This is a genomic window from Achromobacter sp. GW823-FHT04E03 (assembly GCF_058796095.1).
This window is the reverse complement of the sequence record NZ_JBXAIJ010000003.1, coordinates 700,216-714,406: the sequence shown is the minus strand read 5'-3', so window position 1 is coordinate 714,406 and position 14,191 is coordinate 700,216. Positions and strand designations below refer to the sequence as shown.

Annotated in this window: 13 protein-coding genes; 3 read left to right on the top strand and 10 right to left on the bottom strand. The window is 67.7% G+C overall.

Going from position 1 to position 14,191, the window contains the following annotated elements:
- Positions 1 to 6 precede the first annotated feature (6 nt).
- Genes AC1RHV_RS22850 through AC1RHV_RS22835 form a run of 4 tightly spaced genes read right to left on the bottom strand, consistent with a single transcriptional unit; the run spans position 7 to position 4,585 of the window.
- Positions 7 to 1,236 carry a serine hydrolase domain-containing protein gene (locus AC1RHV_RS22850; protein WP_492302050.1) on the bottom strand — a complete coding sequence of 410 codons (1,230 nt, stop codon included), beginning with the start codon at positions 1,234 to 1,236 and terminating at the stop codon, positions 7 to 9.
- Between the two features lie 2 nt (positions 1,237 to 1,238).
- Positions 1,239 to 2,168, bottom strand: a complete 930-nt coding sequence (locus tag AC1RHV_RS22845) for a phytanoyl-CoA dioxygenase family protein (RefSeq protein WP_054450358.1) — start codon at positions 2,166 to 2,168, stop codon at positions 1,239 to 1,241.
- A 24-nt stretch (positions 2,169 to 2,192) separates the two neighbouring features.
- A complete protein-coding gene (locus AC1RHV_RS22840) occupies positions 2,193 to 3,740 on the bottom strand; it encodes a class I adenylate-forming enzyme family protein (RefSeq protein WP_082400654.1) in 1,548 nt (515 codons plus the stop codon).
- Complete coding sequence (locus tag AC1RHV_RS22835; RefSeq protein ID WP_054450362.1) at positions 3,737 to 4,585, bottom strand: phytanoyl-CoA dioxygenase family protein; 849 nt, start codon at positions 4,583 to 4,585, stop codon at positions 3,737 to 3,739. Before AC1RHV_RS22835 ends, AC1RHV_RS22840 begins: the two co-directional genes overlap by 4 nt.
- Before the next feature lie 165 nt (positions 4,586 to 4,750).
- Here AC1RHV_RS22835 and AC1RHV_RS22830 point away from each other — a divergent pair, with 165 nt between their 5' ends.
- Positions 4,751 to 5,716 (top strand): AraC-like ligand-binding domain-containing protein, encoded by a 966-nt coding sequence (locus AC1RHV_RS22830; RefSeq protein WP_054450363.1) that lies wholly within the window; start codon positions 4,751 to 4,753, stop codon positions 5,714 to 5,716.
- A 6-nt stretch (positions 5,717 to 5,722) separates the two neighbouring features.
- Here the strand turns inward: AC1RHV_RS22830 and AC1RHV_RS22825 are convergent, their stop codons facing one another.
- The 5 genes from AC1RHV_RS22825 to AC1RHV_RS22805 form a co-directional block, all read right to left on the bottom strand.
- The gene (locus tag AC1RHV_RS22825; protein WP_054450364.1) at positions 5,723 to 6,043 is read right to left on the bottom strand and encodes a DUF4148 domain-containing protein; all 321 of its coding nucleotides are present in this window, start codon (positions 6,041 to 6,043) and stop codon (positions 5,723 to 5,725) included.
- A gap of 301 nt (positions 6,044 to 6,344) precedes the next feature.
- Positions 6,345 to 7,430 (bottom strand): helix-turn-helix transcriptional regulator, encoded by a 1,086-nt coding sequence (locus AC1RHV_RS22820; RefSeq protein WP_119449023.1) that lies wholly within the window; start codon positions 7,428 to 7,430, stop codon positions 6,345 to 6,347.
- 284 nt (positions 7,431 to 7,714) lie between these two features.
- Positions 7,715 to 8,800 (bottom strand): ABC transporter substrate-binding protein, encoded by a 1,086-nt coding sequence (locus tag AC1RHV_RS22815; RefSeq protein WP_492302047.1) that lies wholly within the window; start codon positions 8,798 to 8,800, stop codon positions 7,715 to 7,717.
- Positions 8,790 to 10,259, bottom strand: a complete 1,470-nt coding sequence (locus AC1RHV_RS22810) for a sensor histidine kinase (RefSeq protein WP_225591409.1) — start codon at positions 10,257 to 10,259, stop codon at positions 8,790 to 8,792. Before AC1RHV_RS22810 ends, AC1RHV_RS22815 begins: the two co-directional genes overlap by 11 nt.
- Positions 10,216 to 10,923, bottom strand: coding sequence for a response regulator transcription factor (locus AC1RHV_RS22805; protein ID WP_054450369.1), 708 nt, complete (start codon positions 10,921 to 10,923; stop codon positions 10,216 to 10,218). The genes AC1RHV_RS22810 and AC1RHV_RS22805 overlap by 44 nt, the downstream gene beginning before the upstream one ends.
- 156 nt (positions 10,924 to 11,079) lie before the next feature.
- Here AC1RHV_RS22805 and AC1RHV_RS22800 point away from each other — a divergent pair, with 156 nt between their 5' ends.
- Positions 11,080 to 12,420 carry a CitMHS family transporter gene (locus AC1RHV_RS22800; RefSeq protein ID WP_054450371.1) on the top strand — a complete coding sequence of 447 codons (1,341 nt, stop codon included), beginning with the start codon at positions 11,080 to 11,082 and terminating at the stop codon, positions 12,418 to 12,420.
- A gap of 38 nt (positions 12,421 to 12,458) precedes the next feature.
- Positions 12,459 to 13,199, top strand: coding sequence for an SDR family oxidoreductase (locus AC1RHV_RS22795; RefSeq protein WP_054450373.1), 741 nt, complete (start codon positions 12,459 to 12,461; stop codon positions 13,197 to 13,199).
- 10 nt (positions 13,200 to 13,209) lie between these two features.
- On the opposite strand, the gene AC1RHV_RS22790 is transcribed toward AC1RHV_RS22795, so the two are convergent.
- Positions 13,210 to 14,175 carry a tripartite tricarboxylate transporter substrate binding protein gene (locus AC1RHV_RS22790; protein ID WP_460360272.1) on the bottom strand — a complete coding sequence of 322 codons (966 nt, stop codon included), beginning with the start codon at positions 14,173 to 14,175 and terminating at the stop codon, positions 13,210 to 13,212.
- Positions 14,176 to 14,191 lie beyond the last annotated feature (16 nt).

The window sequence follows — 14,191 nt, the reverse complement described above, 5'->3', positions numbered from 1 at the left end:
CGGGCTTCAGCCTGGCGGCCCTGCGCCGAGTGCCGCGTGCGTCGCGCACACCAGGCGATGGGCGCGTTCATCGAGCAGCACCGTGCGTCCCATGCGGTTCATGGTGTAGGCAAAGGAAAGCCGGCGCTGCGGCCAGGCGAAAGCCAGCGACCCGCCAGCGCCCGTGTGGCCGTAGGCCTCGTCGCCGAAGCAGGCGCTGTCCAGGCCTTGCGCGCGGTTATCCATCTGGCGCATGAAGCCGCTGGCGTAGCGCGTGGGTACGCGCAGGCAGGCGTCGTCGTCCGTGCGCGCCGACAGGGCCGTGGCCGCGGCCAGCGTGTCCTCGCGCAGCAGGCGCACGCCGTCGCGCTGGCCGCCCAGCGCCAGTGTGCCGTACAGACGCGCCAGGCTGCGCGCATTGCCGATGCCGCCAGCCGCGCATAGTCCGGCTGCGTGGCCGGCGCGGCTGTTGAAGCCGGAAGGGCGCCAGCCGCCGGTGTTCTTGGCGTACAGCGCGGTAGGGCTTTCGGGTTCGTCCTTCAGGGACTGCTCGAAGGGACTGAACGGCGCTTGCGGCGCGGGCGGCGGCACGATGGGTGCGACCCGGGCTTCCTCCGTTTCCGGCAGGCCGATCCAGAAGTCCAGGTCCAGCGGCTGCGCGATATGGCGGCGGAAGAATTCGCCGGGCATGCAGCCGCTCAGCCTGCGCACCAGCTCACCGACCAGCCAGCCGTAGGTCAGGCCGTGGTAGGCCACGCGTTCGCCCGGAGCCCAGAAAGGCGCGGCCCCGGCCAGCCGGCGGGTCATGCCCTCCCAGTCGAAAGCGGCGTCAGCGGGTAGCGGCTCACGCAGCGCGGGCAGGCCAGCGGTATGGTTGAGCAGCATGCGCGGGGTGGTGGTGGCCTTGCCTGCTGCGGCGTATTCGGGCCAGTAGCGGGCGACAGGGGCGTCCAAATCCAGCTCTCCCGCCTCGGCCAGCATGTGGGCGCAGAGCGCCGTGGCCGGCTTGGTATTGGAGAACACGATACAGACCGTGTCGCGCTGCCAGGGCTGGCTGCGGTCCGTGTCGGCCCATCCTGCCCACAGGTCGACCACCGGATAGCCGTCGACTTCGATGGCGACGGACGCGCCGAGCTCGCCACCGTCCTGGAAGTTGCGCGCGAATGCTGCGCGTACTGGTTCGAAGGCGGGATCGCAGTAGCCGTGTATGGCCGGCGCCGCGGGTGCAAGCGCCGGAGACGAGGTTGCGGCGGCCATGGTCAGCGCGTCAATGGCGCGCGCGCGCCGTAGCCCAGCAGGTAGCGCGCGTCGTTGGACAGCGCGGCCGCGACGCCTTCGGGCAGCGTGCTGGTGAAGTCGGCGAAGCCGCGCAGCCAGGACACGTTGTAGTTGCAGAGTATGGCGCGGCGCTCGCGGTCGGTATGGTTCGGGCCGGAGCGGTGCCAGGTGTTGGACAGCCAGATGGCGACCGAGCCGGCGGGTGCGGTCAGCGTGACCTCGCCGTCCAGCGGGCCGCTGCCCCACGGTGGCGACTTGCGCAGCTTGTGGCTGCGCGGCATGACCCGCGTGGCGCCGTTGTCGGCGGTGAAATCGTCCAGCATCCAGACGTTCTGCAGCGTCAGCGGAAACTCCGGCAGCGGCTCGGCGATCTGGCCCAGCGGCGCATCCACGTGCCAGGCGCCGCCGCCTGTGCCGGGGCCGATGCTGGTGGCCTGGAAGTCGTGCAGGTTGCAGTCCTGGCCCATCACGCTGCGCACCATGGGCAACACCGCCGGGTGCTCGATCAGCGGGATCATGTCGGGCGCCTTGTTCAGCAGGTTCCAGACGCGTTGCGACTTGTCGTCGTCGAACAGGGTGGGCAAGTGCAGGAAGTTCTTCGACACTTTGTTGATGGGCACCGGCCAGCGCGTGTTTTCGTTGTCGCGGCGATACTGGTGCACGCGCGCCACCATGCGCTGCGCTTCCATGTCGCTCACCGTGTAGTGGCGCTTATAGTAGGCCAGGATGTCGTCATCGTCCTCGTGCCGTTCGTCGTCCAGCGGGAACGGATCGGCGCGTTCCGCGGCCATCAGTCCGGCCACGCATTCGCGCGCCTGTTCCAGCTGTGCGGCGTCCAGCACGTTTTCAATGACGGCGTAGCCTTCTTCGGCGAGCTGGTGTTGCAAAGCCTGCAGATCGAGTTGCTTCATGTTCCTCCCCTTTTATGTGGAATGTCACTGCGAATTCGGGCCGGGCACGGCCACGGGCGCGAGCGCGCTGCGTGCGAGCTTGCCTATGCTGGTGCGCGGCAAGGCTGCCGTCGCGCCGATGCGGCGCGGCACTTTGTAGCCGGCCAGGTGCGCGGCGCAATGCGCCTGCAGGGCGGCCATGTCCAGGCGTTGGCCGGGGGCGGGCGTGACCCAGGCGTGGACCACCTGGCCCAGCCGCTCGTCGGCCACGCCGAAGGCGGCCGCTTCGCCGACTTCGGGGCGCGACAACAGCACCTGTTCCACTTCCAGCGGATAGACCTTGAAGCCGCCCACGTTGATGCAGTCGTGCCGGCGGCCCCGCAGATGGAGATAGCCCTCGTCGTCCAGGATGGCGACGTCGCCGGTGTAGAACCAGCCTTCGCGCAGCGCTTGCGCGGACTCCGGCGCCGCTTGGCGGTAACCTGCCATCACGTGCGGCCCGCGCACGCGTATTTCGCCGGGCTGGCCCGGCGGCATGACGCGGCTGGCGCCATCCAGGTCCACCACCTGCAGTTCGCCGCCTGGCACGGGCAAGCCCACCGAACCGGGTTTGCGTGGACGGTGCATGGGATTGAAGGCCAGGCAGGGACCCGCCTCGCTCATGCCGTAGCCCTCATGGATGGGGCAACCGGCGCGCAACTCGAAACGCGTCAGGGTTTCGCGCGGCAGCGGCGCCGCGCCGGAGAAGCAGGCGCGCAGGCTGCCGAGTTTTTCAGGCTGGAAGGCCGTGCTCAGCAACAGGTCATGGAAGATTGCGGGCGCGCCCGGCAGCAGGGTCACGCCGTGGGCGGCGATGGCCTCGATGGTGCGGGCGGCATCGAAGCGCCGCATCACCACCAGCTCGCCGCGGGCATGCAGGCTCAAGTAGAGCGACATGGAGACGGCCGACACATGGAATAGCGGCATCACGCAGAGCACCACCTCCGAATCGCGCCGCGTCGGCAGCCAGGCTTCGCGCTGCGCGATGTTGTAGGCGATCTGCCGGTGCAGGATGTTGACGCCCTTGGGGCGTCCGGTGGTGCCGCCGGTGTATTGCAGCGTGGCCAGATCTTCATGCCGCGGCAGGTCTTCGGGCAGGGCGCAGGCCTGCGGCAGCATCTCCAGCAGGCCGGCGCCGTTGCCTGTGCGGAGAATGGCGCCGGCATCCAGGCCCGGGCACACGGCGCTCAGATCCAGCTTCACGCTGTCGTCATGCAGCAGCATGCAAGGCTCGGCGTCTTCCAGCATATAGGCCAGCTCGCGCTCGCGATAGCCTGGGTTCAGCGGCACGGCCTGCGCGCGCAGCGCATGCACTGCAAAGGTGGCAACGGCCAGGTCCAGCGAGTTCTGCATCAACAGGGCCACCCGGTCGCCGGGCCGCACGCGTTCGCCCAGGCGGCGTGCCAAAGCTCCAGCCAAGCCGGCGTATTGCGCATAGTTCAGGCGCACGCCTTCGAAGGACAGCGCGGGAAGATCGGGCGCTTCGAGAGCGGCGTCGCGCAGCAGATGGATCACCGAATCCGGGACCCTGGGCAGGGCGGGGGCGTTCATCATGCCTTGCGCTCGGCAGCCTTGCGGGCGGCCTTGGCGTCGCTGGCCTGCCAGACCGTGGGCCGGCCAGCGCCGCCCAGCAGGGTGATGGGGTCGGCATTGTCGATGTGGCCGTACTGCCCCTTGTAGATGCTGTAGCCGCACAATTCCTGCAGGCGGCGCGGGAAGCTTCTCGCCACCTCGGCCGGAATGCCGAGCTGCAGGTTTTCCTGTTGCCGCATCCATCCGGCGCAGTAGTAGCACGACAACGCGTAACGGCGGGCGTTGCTGTTGTTGGCGCCGCCCTTGTGCCACAGCGCGCTGTCGAACAGCATGACACTGCCCGCCTTCATGGTGGCCTGCACGGTGTCTATGTCCTGCGCGCCGTAGGGCGGAGACGAATCGTAGCGATGACTGCCGGGCACGATGTGGGTGGCGCCGTTCTCGGCCGTGAAATCGCTCAAGGCCCAGATGGCATTGACCGCCAGCGGCGGGCGCGGGCGCGGCAGCGCCAGTTGCTGGGTATCTTCGTGCAGGGGCTGGGCGCCTTGGCCCGGCGCCAGCGTCAGTGAGCACAGCGACGACAGCAGCAGCTCGCGGTCCAGCAGGCGTTCGGCCAGGCTCAGCACGTCGGGCTGCAGCGGCACGTCCCAGAAGCGTGGATCGTAGACCAGCAGGTTGTTGATGCGCACCGTCTTGCGGCCTTCGAACGAGGTCTGGGCGTAACCGAGGTTGTGCTCGGCCTCGATCCGGATCAGGGCTTCCTGCAACTGGCTGACCTGCTCGGGCGGGATGATTCCCGGCAGCACCACGAATCCGTCGCGTTCAAAGGCTGCGATCCGCTCGTCGAGCGGTTCGGGCGTGGACATCTTTTGTCTCCTGATTGGGCCTGGATCTGAGTCCGGCGATATAGGTCTGTGCGTATAATCGGCCGGTAGTCTTCGCCCTGCCAGCGCGTAGCGTCCACGGCAGTGGCGCAAAGCGTCCATCCCCTAGAAGATGGCGGCCCCAGTCGGCATGATCCGGTACTCAACATGAGCGCGCAGGCCTACCACCACACCACCGATGTCATAGCGCCGCAGGAGCAATTCGCGTATTGGCGCGATGCAATCTGCGATGCCTACGTGCCGCTCGAACCCGAGCGTGACGCCGCGCGCAGCTTTCGCGGCCAGATCGACGGCCTGCTGCTGCCGGACCTGCACGGCTCGACCATCACCGCCCAATCCCATGTGGTCAGGCTGTCCGCGGCCGGTCTCTCGGCGCGCAAGCAATCCCCATTCTTCGCCAATTTGCTGTGCGCGGGAGAGGCCCTGGTTTCGCAGGACGGAAGCGCCATGCGGGCGCGGGCTGGCGACGTCTACGTGGTGGATTGCGCTTCGCCCTGGGAAGTCGACTTCCGCACCGATTTCCGCATGTTCTGCATAGAAATCCCGGAAGGCCTCTTGCGGCCGCAACTGGGCCGGCGCGGGCGGCTGGCCATGCCGGTGCTGGACGGAAGTTCAGGGGCAGGGCGGGTGCTGGCCAGCTACATGCGCCTGGTCAGCGAACTGCCGGCAAACGAGTTGCAGCAGGTGCAGGCGCTGATGGTCAGGCATTGCAGCGAACTGCTGTCACGGACGCAGCTCGAAGGGGCGGATGCCGGCGCGCAGATCGCCGAACGGGTGCGCCACGAAGTCCTGGACCGCATTCTGGCGCTGGTGCAGCGGCGTTTGGCCGATCGCGGCCTGACGCCGGCTTCGGCCAGCGAGGAGCTCGGCATCTCCCGCAGCTATCTGTTCAAGATCATGGCCGAGCATGGCCTGAGCTTCAGCGCTTACGTGCGGCAGTGCCGGCTGGAAAGGTGCCGCCTGGCCATCGAGGCCCAGCCTGGCCGCTCCATCGCGGACATCGCCGCCAGCTGGGGATTCGAGGAAGTTTCCACGTTCAATCGGGCGTACCGCGCGCACTATGGCCGCTCGCCAGGCAGCGAGCGCGGCGGTGCGCCCTTGCGGGCTCAATAGCGCGCATCACCATTTGCCCTGGCCCTGCGACTGCTGCATCTGCGGTGCGTTGGCAGGCCTGACCGTGTCGACATACTTCCGGTAGGCGGCGACATACTCGGGGCTATTGATGTCAGGGGTGCTGTCGCTGTCCCAGTTTCTTTCAACGCCGGATTGCTTCCAGGCGGCCAGGTCGCGTTCGACTTGATCGCGGCTGAGTTGGACGTCGGAGGGCGGAGCTGCGGTGGTTGGGGCGGCGGACATTTGCGCGGCCACGGGGCCGGAGAGCAGGGCGCAGGCCGCCAGGACGACGGGAATCATGGCGCGGACGGTTAGGGCAGTTTTCATGAAATGCTCCTGATGACGAGAGTGACCGCAGCATTGGAGACCGGTGTCCATGGGGGCTCGCGGCAATGCAGCCCGGTGCAGGGACAGCTGCGCAACCGGATTGGCGCATTGGTTTTTTTCTTGGGCAGGCCGGCCCGGCCCGCGGCGCGCGCGGACACGCACCTGGCGCTGGGTTCCATCGCCAGGTTTACGACTCGGGCCGGACCGGGCGTCCGGGCCTCATGCCTTTGTGCTCATCGTAGGACGGCGCGGGTGGGCGCCACATACTCAATATTGGGTACGTCATACCGATGGCGCGCGCTCAGAGCAGCGAGGCGAGCCTGACCAGTTCGGACTGGCGATTGCATTCCATCTTGTTGAGCAGGGACGCCACCTGTTTACGCACGGTCAGCACCGAGGCGTGGCGCAGGGTCGCGACTTCCTCCACGCTGTGTCCCATCGCAAGACCGGCCAGCACAGCGGCTTCCGCGTGCGTGATCGAGAACACGGATTCCAGTCTGTCGACGTCCGGTTGGGAAAAGGCGCTTTTTCTGCGCATGCGCACCAGCAGCATGCGGCTGCCGATCAGGCTCAGCGCTTGCGGGGCCGCGCTGATGTCGATCCAGGTCAATTCGCCCCATCCGGCGGCTGCCGCCAGGGACCGCGCCTTGCCGTCGCGCGCGACCGCCTGGCAATACGCGTCGAACAAGGCCTGTATCTTCGCGTCGGGATGGCGCAGCTTGCCGCCGCGCACGTTCCAGCCATGGCCGTCGCTCAGATAGTGCATGGCGAGGGCCGATCTCTTGTCTACCATCGCGTCGTGGCTGACCAGCAGCACGGCTTCGCCGACATCCGAGAGTGCGCTTTCGATGGCTGTCCAACCGATGGCGAGCGCCTTTTCGCGTTGGGCCAACCGGCTTTTCAGCAGGCGGAAGTAATGGGCTACGTCGCCGGACTGAAGCCGTTCGCTGGCCTTGTCGTCCACGGTCGAGCGTTGGAAGGCGATGGCGGCGCGCAGCATGGCGCTGGATTCGATTACCAGGCACAGCACTTGCGCCATCCGGTGCTTGAGCATGAAGTCCGTGTAGAACTCGGAACGCTGCAGCTGCTTGTGGCCGCACATGTTGGCGGTATCCAGCCACGTGCCCACGGGCAGCAGCCGCGAATCCTGTTCGACGATGTCGCAGCTGTAGTAATGGTTGCGGTAGTCCGTGGCGGCGGCTTCGGGAAAGCTGACGGTGGACAGGTCCAGCAGCTTGTGGCGGGCATCGAAGACGATCAAGGTGCCGCTGTCCGCGCCCACCATGTCGCGGGCGGTCAGCAGGATGTCATGCCAGGGCGGATCGGGATCCGCCAGACGGTCCAGGGCTTCGATCGCGCGCCGGACGGCAATCTGGTGTTCGGCCATTTCGTGCCTCCAACTCTGGTTCAGACGCAAACGCTGTCACGTATCACAGATCGTTGTAGAGGTGGCTCCGGCCAGATCGGGGGAGCGCTGCGCGGCGGTGATTTGCCGGCATGGGAGAGGCTGGCCGGCCTGGATTGCCGCGGCGCTGCCACAAGGAAATTATCCTCGCAAAACCCCGGGGCGGATGAAAAAAGTGGGTGCATTGTCCGGACAAAAAGGGTCCGGATTCAGAGGTGGTCTTGGTGTACCGGGTTGTGTATACCAGTGCGGGCGGGGAGATCGCGTCAGTGGTGGGGGCCGCCGGGCGGACGGACCGCCGCGCGCCACAGATCCAGGAAATGCCGCTTCTTGAGTGCATCCAGATACACCAACAGTCCTACGCCCAGCGCCACCGGCCGCACGCCCGCTTCCGGGTTGGCCGATGCGCTCACGGGCCGCATGCCCGATTGCCGCGCGACCATTTCCTGGCCCCGCGGCGACAGCAGATAGTCCAGGAACATCGCGCCCAGATCCGCCCGCGGCGCCTGTCGCGGAATGATGGCGGAGCGCGACAGCATCAACGTGTAGTCCTGCGGATAGACGATGGCCAGCGGTGCGCCCAGGTCGATGCGGTGCAGGGTGTAGGACTCCAGCAGGTTGTAGGCCAGCGTGATCTCGCCGCGTTCGAGCTTGTCCAGCGCGTCTTCGGTGGACGCGTGCACGGCCACGCCGTTGCGGCCCAGTTCGGCCAGCAGCGCGCCAGCCATGCTGTCCAGCCGCGTGTCCTGCGTGGCCGCCAGGTAGCCGATGCCGCTGCCCTCGACGTCGTAAGTGGAGATGGCGCCGGCCAGGGGCTGGTCCGGCGCCTGCAGCAGGGACAGCAGCTCGCGCCGGGTGCGCGGCGCCCTTGCGGACGCGAGCTTGCTGGTGTTGTAGACCATGACGATGGGATCGGTGCCGATGCTGAAGACCTCGTCGCGCCAGTTGGCCCAGGCGGGCAGGGCGCGGGTCTCCGGCGAGATGTGGGGTTGCGCGTAGCCGTCGTTGACCAGTTTGGTCTGCAGGTCCATCGCGCTGCTGATGACGATGTCGGGGCCGGATCTGGTTGCCGGCGCCTGCGTGGCGCGGGAAACCGTCCCGGCATACAGCTCCTGCGTGGACAGCTCGGTGTATTCCAGGCGCAGGCCGGGGTTGAGCCTGCTGAAGTCTTCCAGCACGCCGCGGAACACCTGCACGCTGTTGGATGCGTGCACGACCAGTACGTTCCTGCTGTCCGCGGGCCCCAGCGTCAGGCCGTCGGCGCTGGTTTCCGCGGCGTTGCCGGCAGCAAAGGGCAGCAGCGCGGTGAGCGCCGCCAGCAGGCGCAGGGGTTTCAGGAGATCAAGCTTCATGGGGGCGGGGCGGCAGCGTGACCACGGCGTCCAGGCCGCCGCCCACGCGGTTGCTCAGGGCCAGCCGGCCCTGATGGATGTCGACCACGCGCTTGATGATGGACAGGCCCAGGCCGGCGCCGGACGCGCGCGGGTTGGGACCGCGCACGAAGCGCTCGAAGGCGGCGTTGGCCAGCGCCGGCGGTATGCCCGGACCCTGGTCGGATACGGATATGCGCCAGCCATCGTCCTCCGGCTCCAGCCGCACGTCGATGTGGCCGTCGTCCGTGGCGCCGTGACGCAGGGCGTTGTCGATAAGGTTCTTGAACGCTTCGCGCAGCATCAGGCTGTCGCCCAGCACGGTGGGCGGATTGCCGGGCGCGGTGGCGGGCAGATGCAGGCGCACGTCGGGCTGGGGATCGGCTTGCGGGACCGTGTCATACACCGCCTGCCGCAGCAGCTCGGCCAGGTCCACCGGCTGGAACTGGCGCACGTTGCTGCGGTGGATGACGCTGGCGTCGCTCAGCAGCTGGTTGACCAGGCGCGAGAGTTTCTCGGCGTTGCGCAGCACGGCCAGCAGGCTGCGGCGCTGTTCGGCGGGATCTTCCTCGTCCAGCGCCACTTCCATCTGTGCGTGCAGCGCGGCCAGCGGCGTGCGCAGCTGATGCGCGGCTTCGGCGATGAAGAGGCGCAGGGTGTCCAGGTTTTCCGACAGGCGCGCCATGAAGCCATCCAGCGAGTGCACCAGCGTGTCGAGTTCCTCCGGCACGGGAGCGGCGATGGGATGCAGGTCCGCCGCGCTGCGGGCGGCCAGTTCGCGCTCGATACGGCGGATGGGCGACAGCGAGCGCAGCAGGCCCCAGTAGGCCAGCGCCAGCGCCGCGGCGGTAAAGCCGATCAGCGCCAGCGTGCCTTGCCACAAGATGCCCGCTGCCAGCGCGTTGCGGGCTTCGCGGGTCTGCGCGACCTGGATGAGGGCGGTCTCGGCATTGCGGGGACCGGCGATCTTGCGTTCCATCCAGGCGATGCGCACCGGCTCGCCCTGGTAGCTGGCGTCGTACAGGCGGGGCGAGTACGCCGGGCCTTCGCTGCCACGGGCGGGCGGCGCTGGCAGGTCCGCATAGCCGGAAATCAGTGCGCCGCCCGCGTCGCCGACACGATAGAACACGCGGTCGCGCGGCGCCTGCTCCAGCAGCGCCAGCGAGGCATAAGGCATGTCCATGCGCCACTCTCCCTGCACCAGCTGCAGGCTGTCGGCGATGGACAGCACCGAGGAACGCAGCAACTGGTCGTAGGTGGTGTCGGCGGTCTGATTGGCGTAGCCGCGCACCAGCAGATACAGCGTGGCCAGGGCGGCGACGAACAGCGCAAGCAGCATGGCCAGCAGGCGGCGCTTGATCGAGAGGCGGCCCTGCGCGGCGGCAGGCGTGGCGGGGTCACTCCCGGCCGGGGCCGGGCGCGGCGGGGCGGTCGTGGTCATCGGTGGCGGTCAGGAGGTAGCCGGTGCCGCGCTGCGTTTCGATGCGCAGCGGCGAGCCTTCGAGCTTGCGGCGCAGCCGGGCGATGTAGACCTCGATGGCGTTGGGCGCGGCATCGTCGTCGAAGGCGAACAGCTTGTTGGCGATTTCGGTCTTGCTGACGGCGCGGTTCATGCCGGCCAGCAGGATTTCCAGCAGGCTGTATTCGCGCTTGGGCAGTTCGATGCGCTGGCCGGCCAGCGTGACCTGGCGCGCGGCGCTGTCGATGACCAGCTCGCCAAAGCGCAGCATGCCGGACGCCTGGGGGCTGGGGCGGCGCAGCAGGGCGCGGCAGCGGGCTTCCAGCTCGCGGAAATCGAAGGGCTTGGCCAGGTAGTCGTCGGCGCCGGTATCCAGGGCGTGGACGCGGTCTTCGATATCGATGCGGGCGGTCAGCGCCAGCACGGGCGTCTTGCTGCCGCGGTCACGCAGGCGGTGCAGGATGTCGAAGCCCGACATGCGGGGCAGGCCGATGTCCAGGATGACGAGGTCGAAGGTTTCGTATTGCAGCACGCCGTCAGCGCTGAGGCCGTCGTTCTGGCAGTCGACTGCATGGCCGAGACGGCGCAGCCGGCGCACGAGTGCGTCGGCCAGGTCCGCGTCGTCTTCGATCACCAGTATGCGCATAGGGGCGATTGTCGCATGGCTGGACTAGCCCCCCCGCGCCGCACCCGCGTTCAAAAACGACAGGTTGCCGACAGCTTTTATTTCTAGTCTTGCGGTCGCGCATCCCCAGCCGGAGGCGCGTTTACGCATAACAACGACTAGTCGGAGATAACCCTCATGCTTCTGACCCTGCTTGGCTTCGGCATGGTGATCACGTTCATGACGCTGATCATGACCAAGCGCCTGTCGCCGCTGGTGGCGCTGATCCTTGTCCCCATTATTTTCGCCCTGCTGGGCGGATTCGGCTCGGGCATCGACAAGATGATGCTGGACGGCATCCGCAAGATCGCGCCTACCGGCGTGATGCTGATGTTCGCCATCCTGTATTTCGGGGTCATGATCGACGCCGGCCTGTTCGATCCCATCGTGGGCCGCATCCTGCGCGCGGTGAAGGGCGATCCGCTGAAGATCGTGGTGGGCACGACCGTGCTGGCGCTGGTGATTTCGCTGGACGGCGACGGTTCGACCACCTACATGATCGTGGTGGCGTCGATGCTGCCGCTGTATCGCCGCCTGAAGATGAACGCGCTGTCCATGACCTGTCTGGCGATGCTGGCCAGCGGCGTCATGAACCTGACGCCCTGGGGCGGCCCGACGGCGCGCGCCGCAAGCGCCTTGCACGTGGACGCGGGCGACATCTTCGTGCCGCTGGTGCCGGTAATGGGCGTGGCCATTGTCGCCATCCTGATCCTGGCGTTCTGCCTGGGCCTGCGTGAACGCCGCCGCCTGGGCGTGCTGTCGCTGCCGGACGGCGCTTCGCTGCACGCCGGCTATGACGAGGACGGTCCCAAGAACCTGCCCGAGATCGAGGTCGACCAGGACCTGCGCCGCCCCAAGCTGCTGTGGGTGAACGCCGGACTGACGCTGGCCCTGATGGTGAGCCTGGTGATGGGCGTGCTGCCGCTGCCGGTGCTGTTCATGATCGCCTTCGCGATCGCGCTGGTCATCAACTATCCGGACCTGGCCGAGCAGCGCCGCCGCGTCGCGCAGCACGCGGGCAATGTGCTGTCGGTGGTGTCGCTGATCTTCGCGGCCGGGATCTTCACCGGCATCCTGTCGGGCACGGGCATGGTCGAGGCGATGTCGCGCAGCCTGCTGGCGGTGATTCCGGACGCCATGGGCCCGTACCTGGCCGGCATTACCGCCCTGGTGAGCCTGCCCTTCACCTTCTTCATGTCCAACGACGCCTTCTACTTCGGCGTGCTCCCCATCCTGAGCGAAGCGGCCCAGGGCTACGGCATTTCGCCGGTCGAGATGGCGCGCGCCTCGCTGATCGGCCAGCCCGTGCACCTGCTGAGCCCGCTGGTGCCTTCGACCTACCTGCTGGTCGGCCTGGCCGGCGTGGACTTCGGCGACCACCAGCGCTATTCGCTCAAGTGGGCCACGATGGTCTGCCTGGTGATGCTGGCCGCGGCGCTGGCGTTCGGCCTGTTCCCGCTGGTCGGCCAGATCGGCTGAGCGGCGGCGCGATACCGTCTTTTCAAAAGGGGAAGTACATGGCTTTGCGCATTGCTTACGTCACCAGCGGAATGGGCCACACGGGCACCGCGATCTGCCAGGCGCTGCACAACGCGGGACACCGCGTGGTGGCAGGCTGCGGGCCGCGCTCCTCGCGCAAGGACCACTGGCTGAAGGAACAGAAATCCCTGGGCTACGACTTCGTCGCCTCAGAGGGCGACGCCACGGATTGGGCCTCGACCGAGGCGGCCTTCGCCAAGGTGCGGCGCGAGGTCGGCGAGATCGACGTGCTGGTGAACAATGCCGGCGCCATGCTGGACATGCGCTTTCGCCAGATGAGCCAGGCGGACTGGTCGGCGGTGCTGCGCAGCAATCTGGACACGCTGTTCAACACCACCAAGCAGGTGGTCGACAGCATGGCGGATCGCGGCTGGGGCCGCATCATCAACATCGGCTCCGTGGCCGCGGAGAAGGGCCAGATCGGCCAGATCAACTACGCCACCGCCAAGGGCGCCGTGATCGGCTTCACCCGTTCGCTGGCCCAGGAAGTCGCGGCCCGCGGCGTCACCGTCAACCTGGCCTCGCCGGGCTTCATTGCCGACGACACCGTGAAGGCGTTCCCGCCGGCGCTACTGGACCGTATCGTCGAAAGCGTGCCGGTGGGCCGGCTGGGTACTGCCAAGGATCTGGCGGGGTTGTGCGCGTGGCTGGCGTCGGATGAGGCGGCGTTCGTGACGGGAGCCAACTACGCCATCAATGGCGGCGTGTATATGAGTTGAGGGAAGGTCCTCAATTCGCCAGCTTCACCGCCCCGCTATCGATCAGCTTCTGCCACTTGGCGCTGTCCGCCTGGATGAATGACTGCAATTCCTCTCGCGAGCCGCCGCCGGCGATCATGCCGGCGTTTTCCAGGGCGGCCTTGAATTCGGGCGTGGCGACGGCGGCGCGCAGCGCGGCGTTGACCTGATCGAGCTGCGCGGCCGGGATGTCCTTGCTGGCCGCGACCGAGAACCACTGGGTGGCGGCGTAGCCCTTGAAGCCGGACTCTTCCACCGTGGGGACGTCGGGCAGGCTGTCCAGGCGGTAGGGCGTGGTGACGGCGTAGGCCTTCAGCGTGCCGGCCTTGATCTGCGGCATGACCGGTGCCGAACCCAGGATCGCCAGGGGGATCTGGCCGCCGGCCACGTCGGCCACCGCCTGGCCGCCGCCCTTGTAGGGCACATGCACGATGCGGGTGCCGGCATATTGGTTGAGCAGTTCGCCCGCCAGGTTTTGCGATGTGCCGTTGCCCGAGCTGCCGTAGCTCCAGGCTTCGGGCCGCTGTCGGGCATCGGCCAGCACGTCCTGCAGGGATGCCCGGGCGTCCTTGGCGGGACCGACAATGACCATGGGGCCTTGGGCCATCAGGATGACGGGCGCCAGTTCGCGGCCGATCTCGGGCTGGGGCGTGGGGTAGATCAGCGGGCCGGGCACGGTCAGCAGATAGCCGTCGCTGGCCTTGCTGCGCGCCACCAGCTGCAGGGCGATCGCGCCCGCCGCGCCGGGGCGGTTTTCCACGATAACGTTCAAGCCGCTGCGCCGCGCCAGTTCCTGCGCGGCGATGCGGGTCAGCACGTCGGCGGTGCCGCCCGGAACGAAGCCGATCACCCAGGTGATCTGCTTGCCGGGCCATTCCAGCTTGGCGTCTGCCGCGCCGGCGGTGGCGGTCAGCGCGGCGCCCAGCAGCAGCGCGCAGCAGCGGATAGCGAATTTCATGATTTCCCCTTTGTGT

Bases quoted from the DNA above. Each gene is read 5' to 3' on its own strand.
- AC1RHV_RS22850 (WP_492302050.1), bottom strand. From the start codon at position 1,236: ATGGCCGCCGCAACCTCGTCTCCGGCGCTTGCACCCGCGGCGCCGGCC.
- AC1RHV_RS22845 (WP_054450358.1), bottom strand. From the start codon at position 2,168: ATGAAGCAACTCGATCTGCAGGCTTTGCAACACCAGCTCGCCGAAGAA.
- AC1RHV_RS22840 (WP_082400654.1), bottom strand. From the start codon at position 3,740: ATGATGAACGCCCCCGCCCTGCCCAGGGTCCCGGATTCGGTGATCCAT.
- AC1RHV_RS22835 (WP_054450362.1), bottom strand. From the start codon at position 4,585: ATGTCCACGCCCGAACCGCTCGACGAGCGGATCGCAGCCTTTGAACGC.
- AC1RHV_RS22830 (WP_054450363.1), top strand. From the start codon at position 4,751: ATGAGCGCGCAGGCCTACCACCACACCACCGATGTCATAGCGCCGCAG.
- AC1RHV_RS22825 (WP_054450364.1), bottom strand. From the start codon at position 6,043: ATGAAAACTGCCCTAACCGTCCGCGCCATGATTCCCGTCGTCCTGGCG.
- AC1RHV_RS22820 (WP_119449023.1), bottom strand. From the start codon at position 7,430: ATGGCCGAACACCAGATTGCCGTCCGGCGCGCGATCGAAGCCCTGGAC.
- AC1RHV_RS22815 (WP_492302047.1), bottom strand. From the start codon at position 8,800: ATGAAGCTTGATCTCCTGAAACCCCTGCGCCTGCTGGCGGCGCTCACC.
- AC1RHV_RS22810 (WP_225591409.1), bottom strand. From the start codon at position 10,259: ATGACCACGACCGCCCCGCCGCGCCCGGCCCCGGCCGGGAGTGACCCC.
- AC1RHV_RS22805 (WP_054450369.1), bottom strand. From the start codon at position 10,923: ATGCGCATACTGGTGATCGAAGACGACGCGGACCTGGCCGACGCACTC.
- AC1RHV_RS22800 (WP_054450371.1), top strand. From the start codon at position 11,080: ATGCTTCTGACCCTGCTTGGCTTCGGCATGGTGATCACGTTCATGACG.
- AC1RHV_RS22795 (WP_054450373.1), top strand. From the start codon at position 12,459: ATGGCTTTGCGCATTGCTTACGTCACCAGCGGAATGGGCCACACGGGC.
- AC1RHV_RS22790 (WP_460360272.1), bottom strand. From the start codon at position 14,175: ATGAAATTCGCTATCCGCTGCTGCGCGCTGCTGCTGGGCGCCGCGCTG.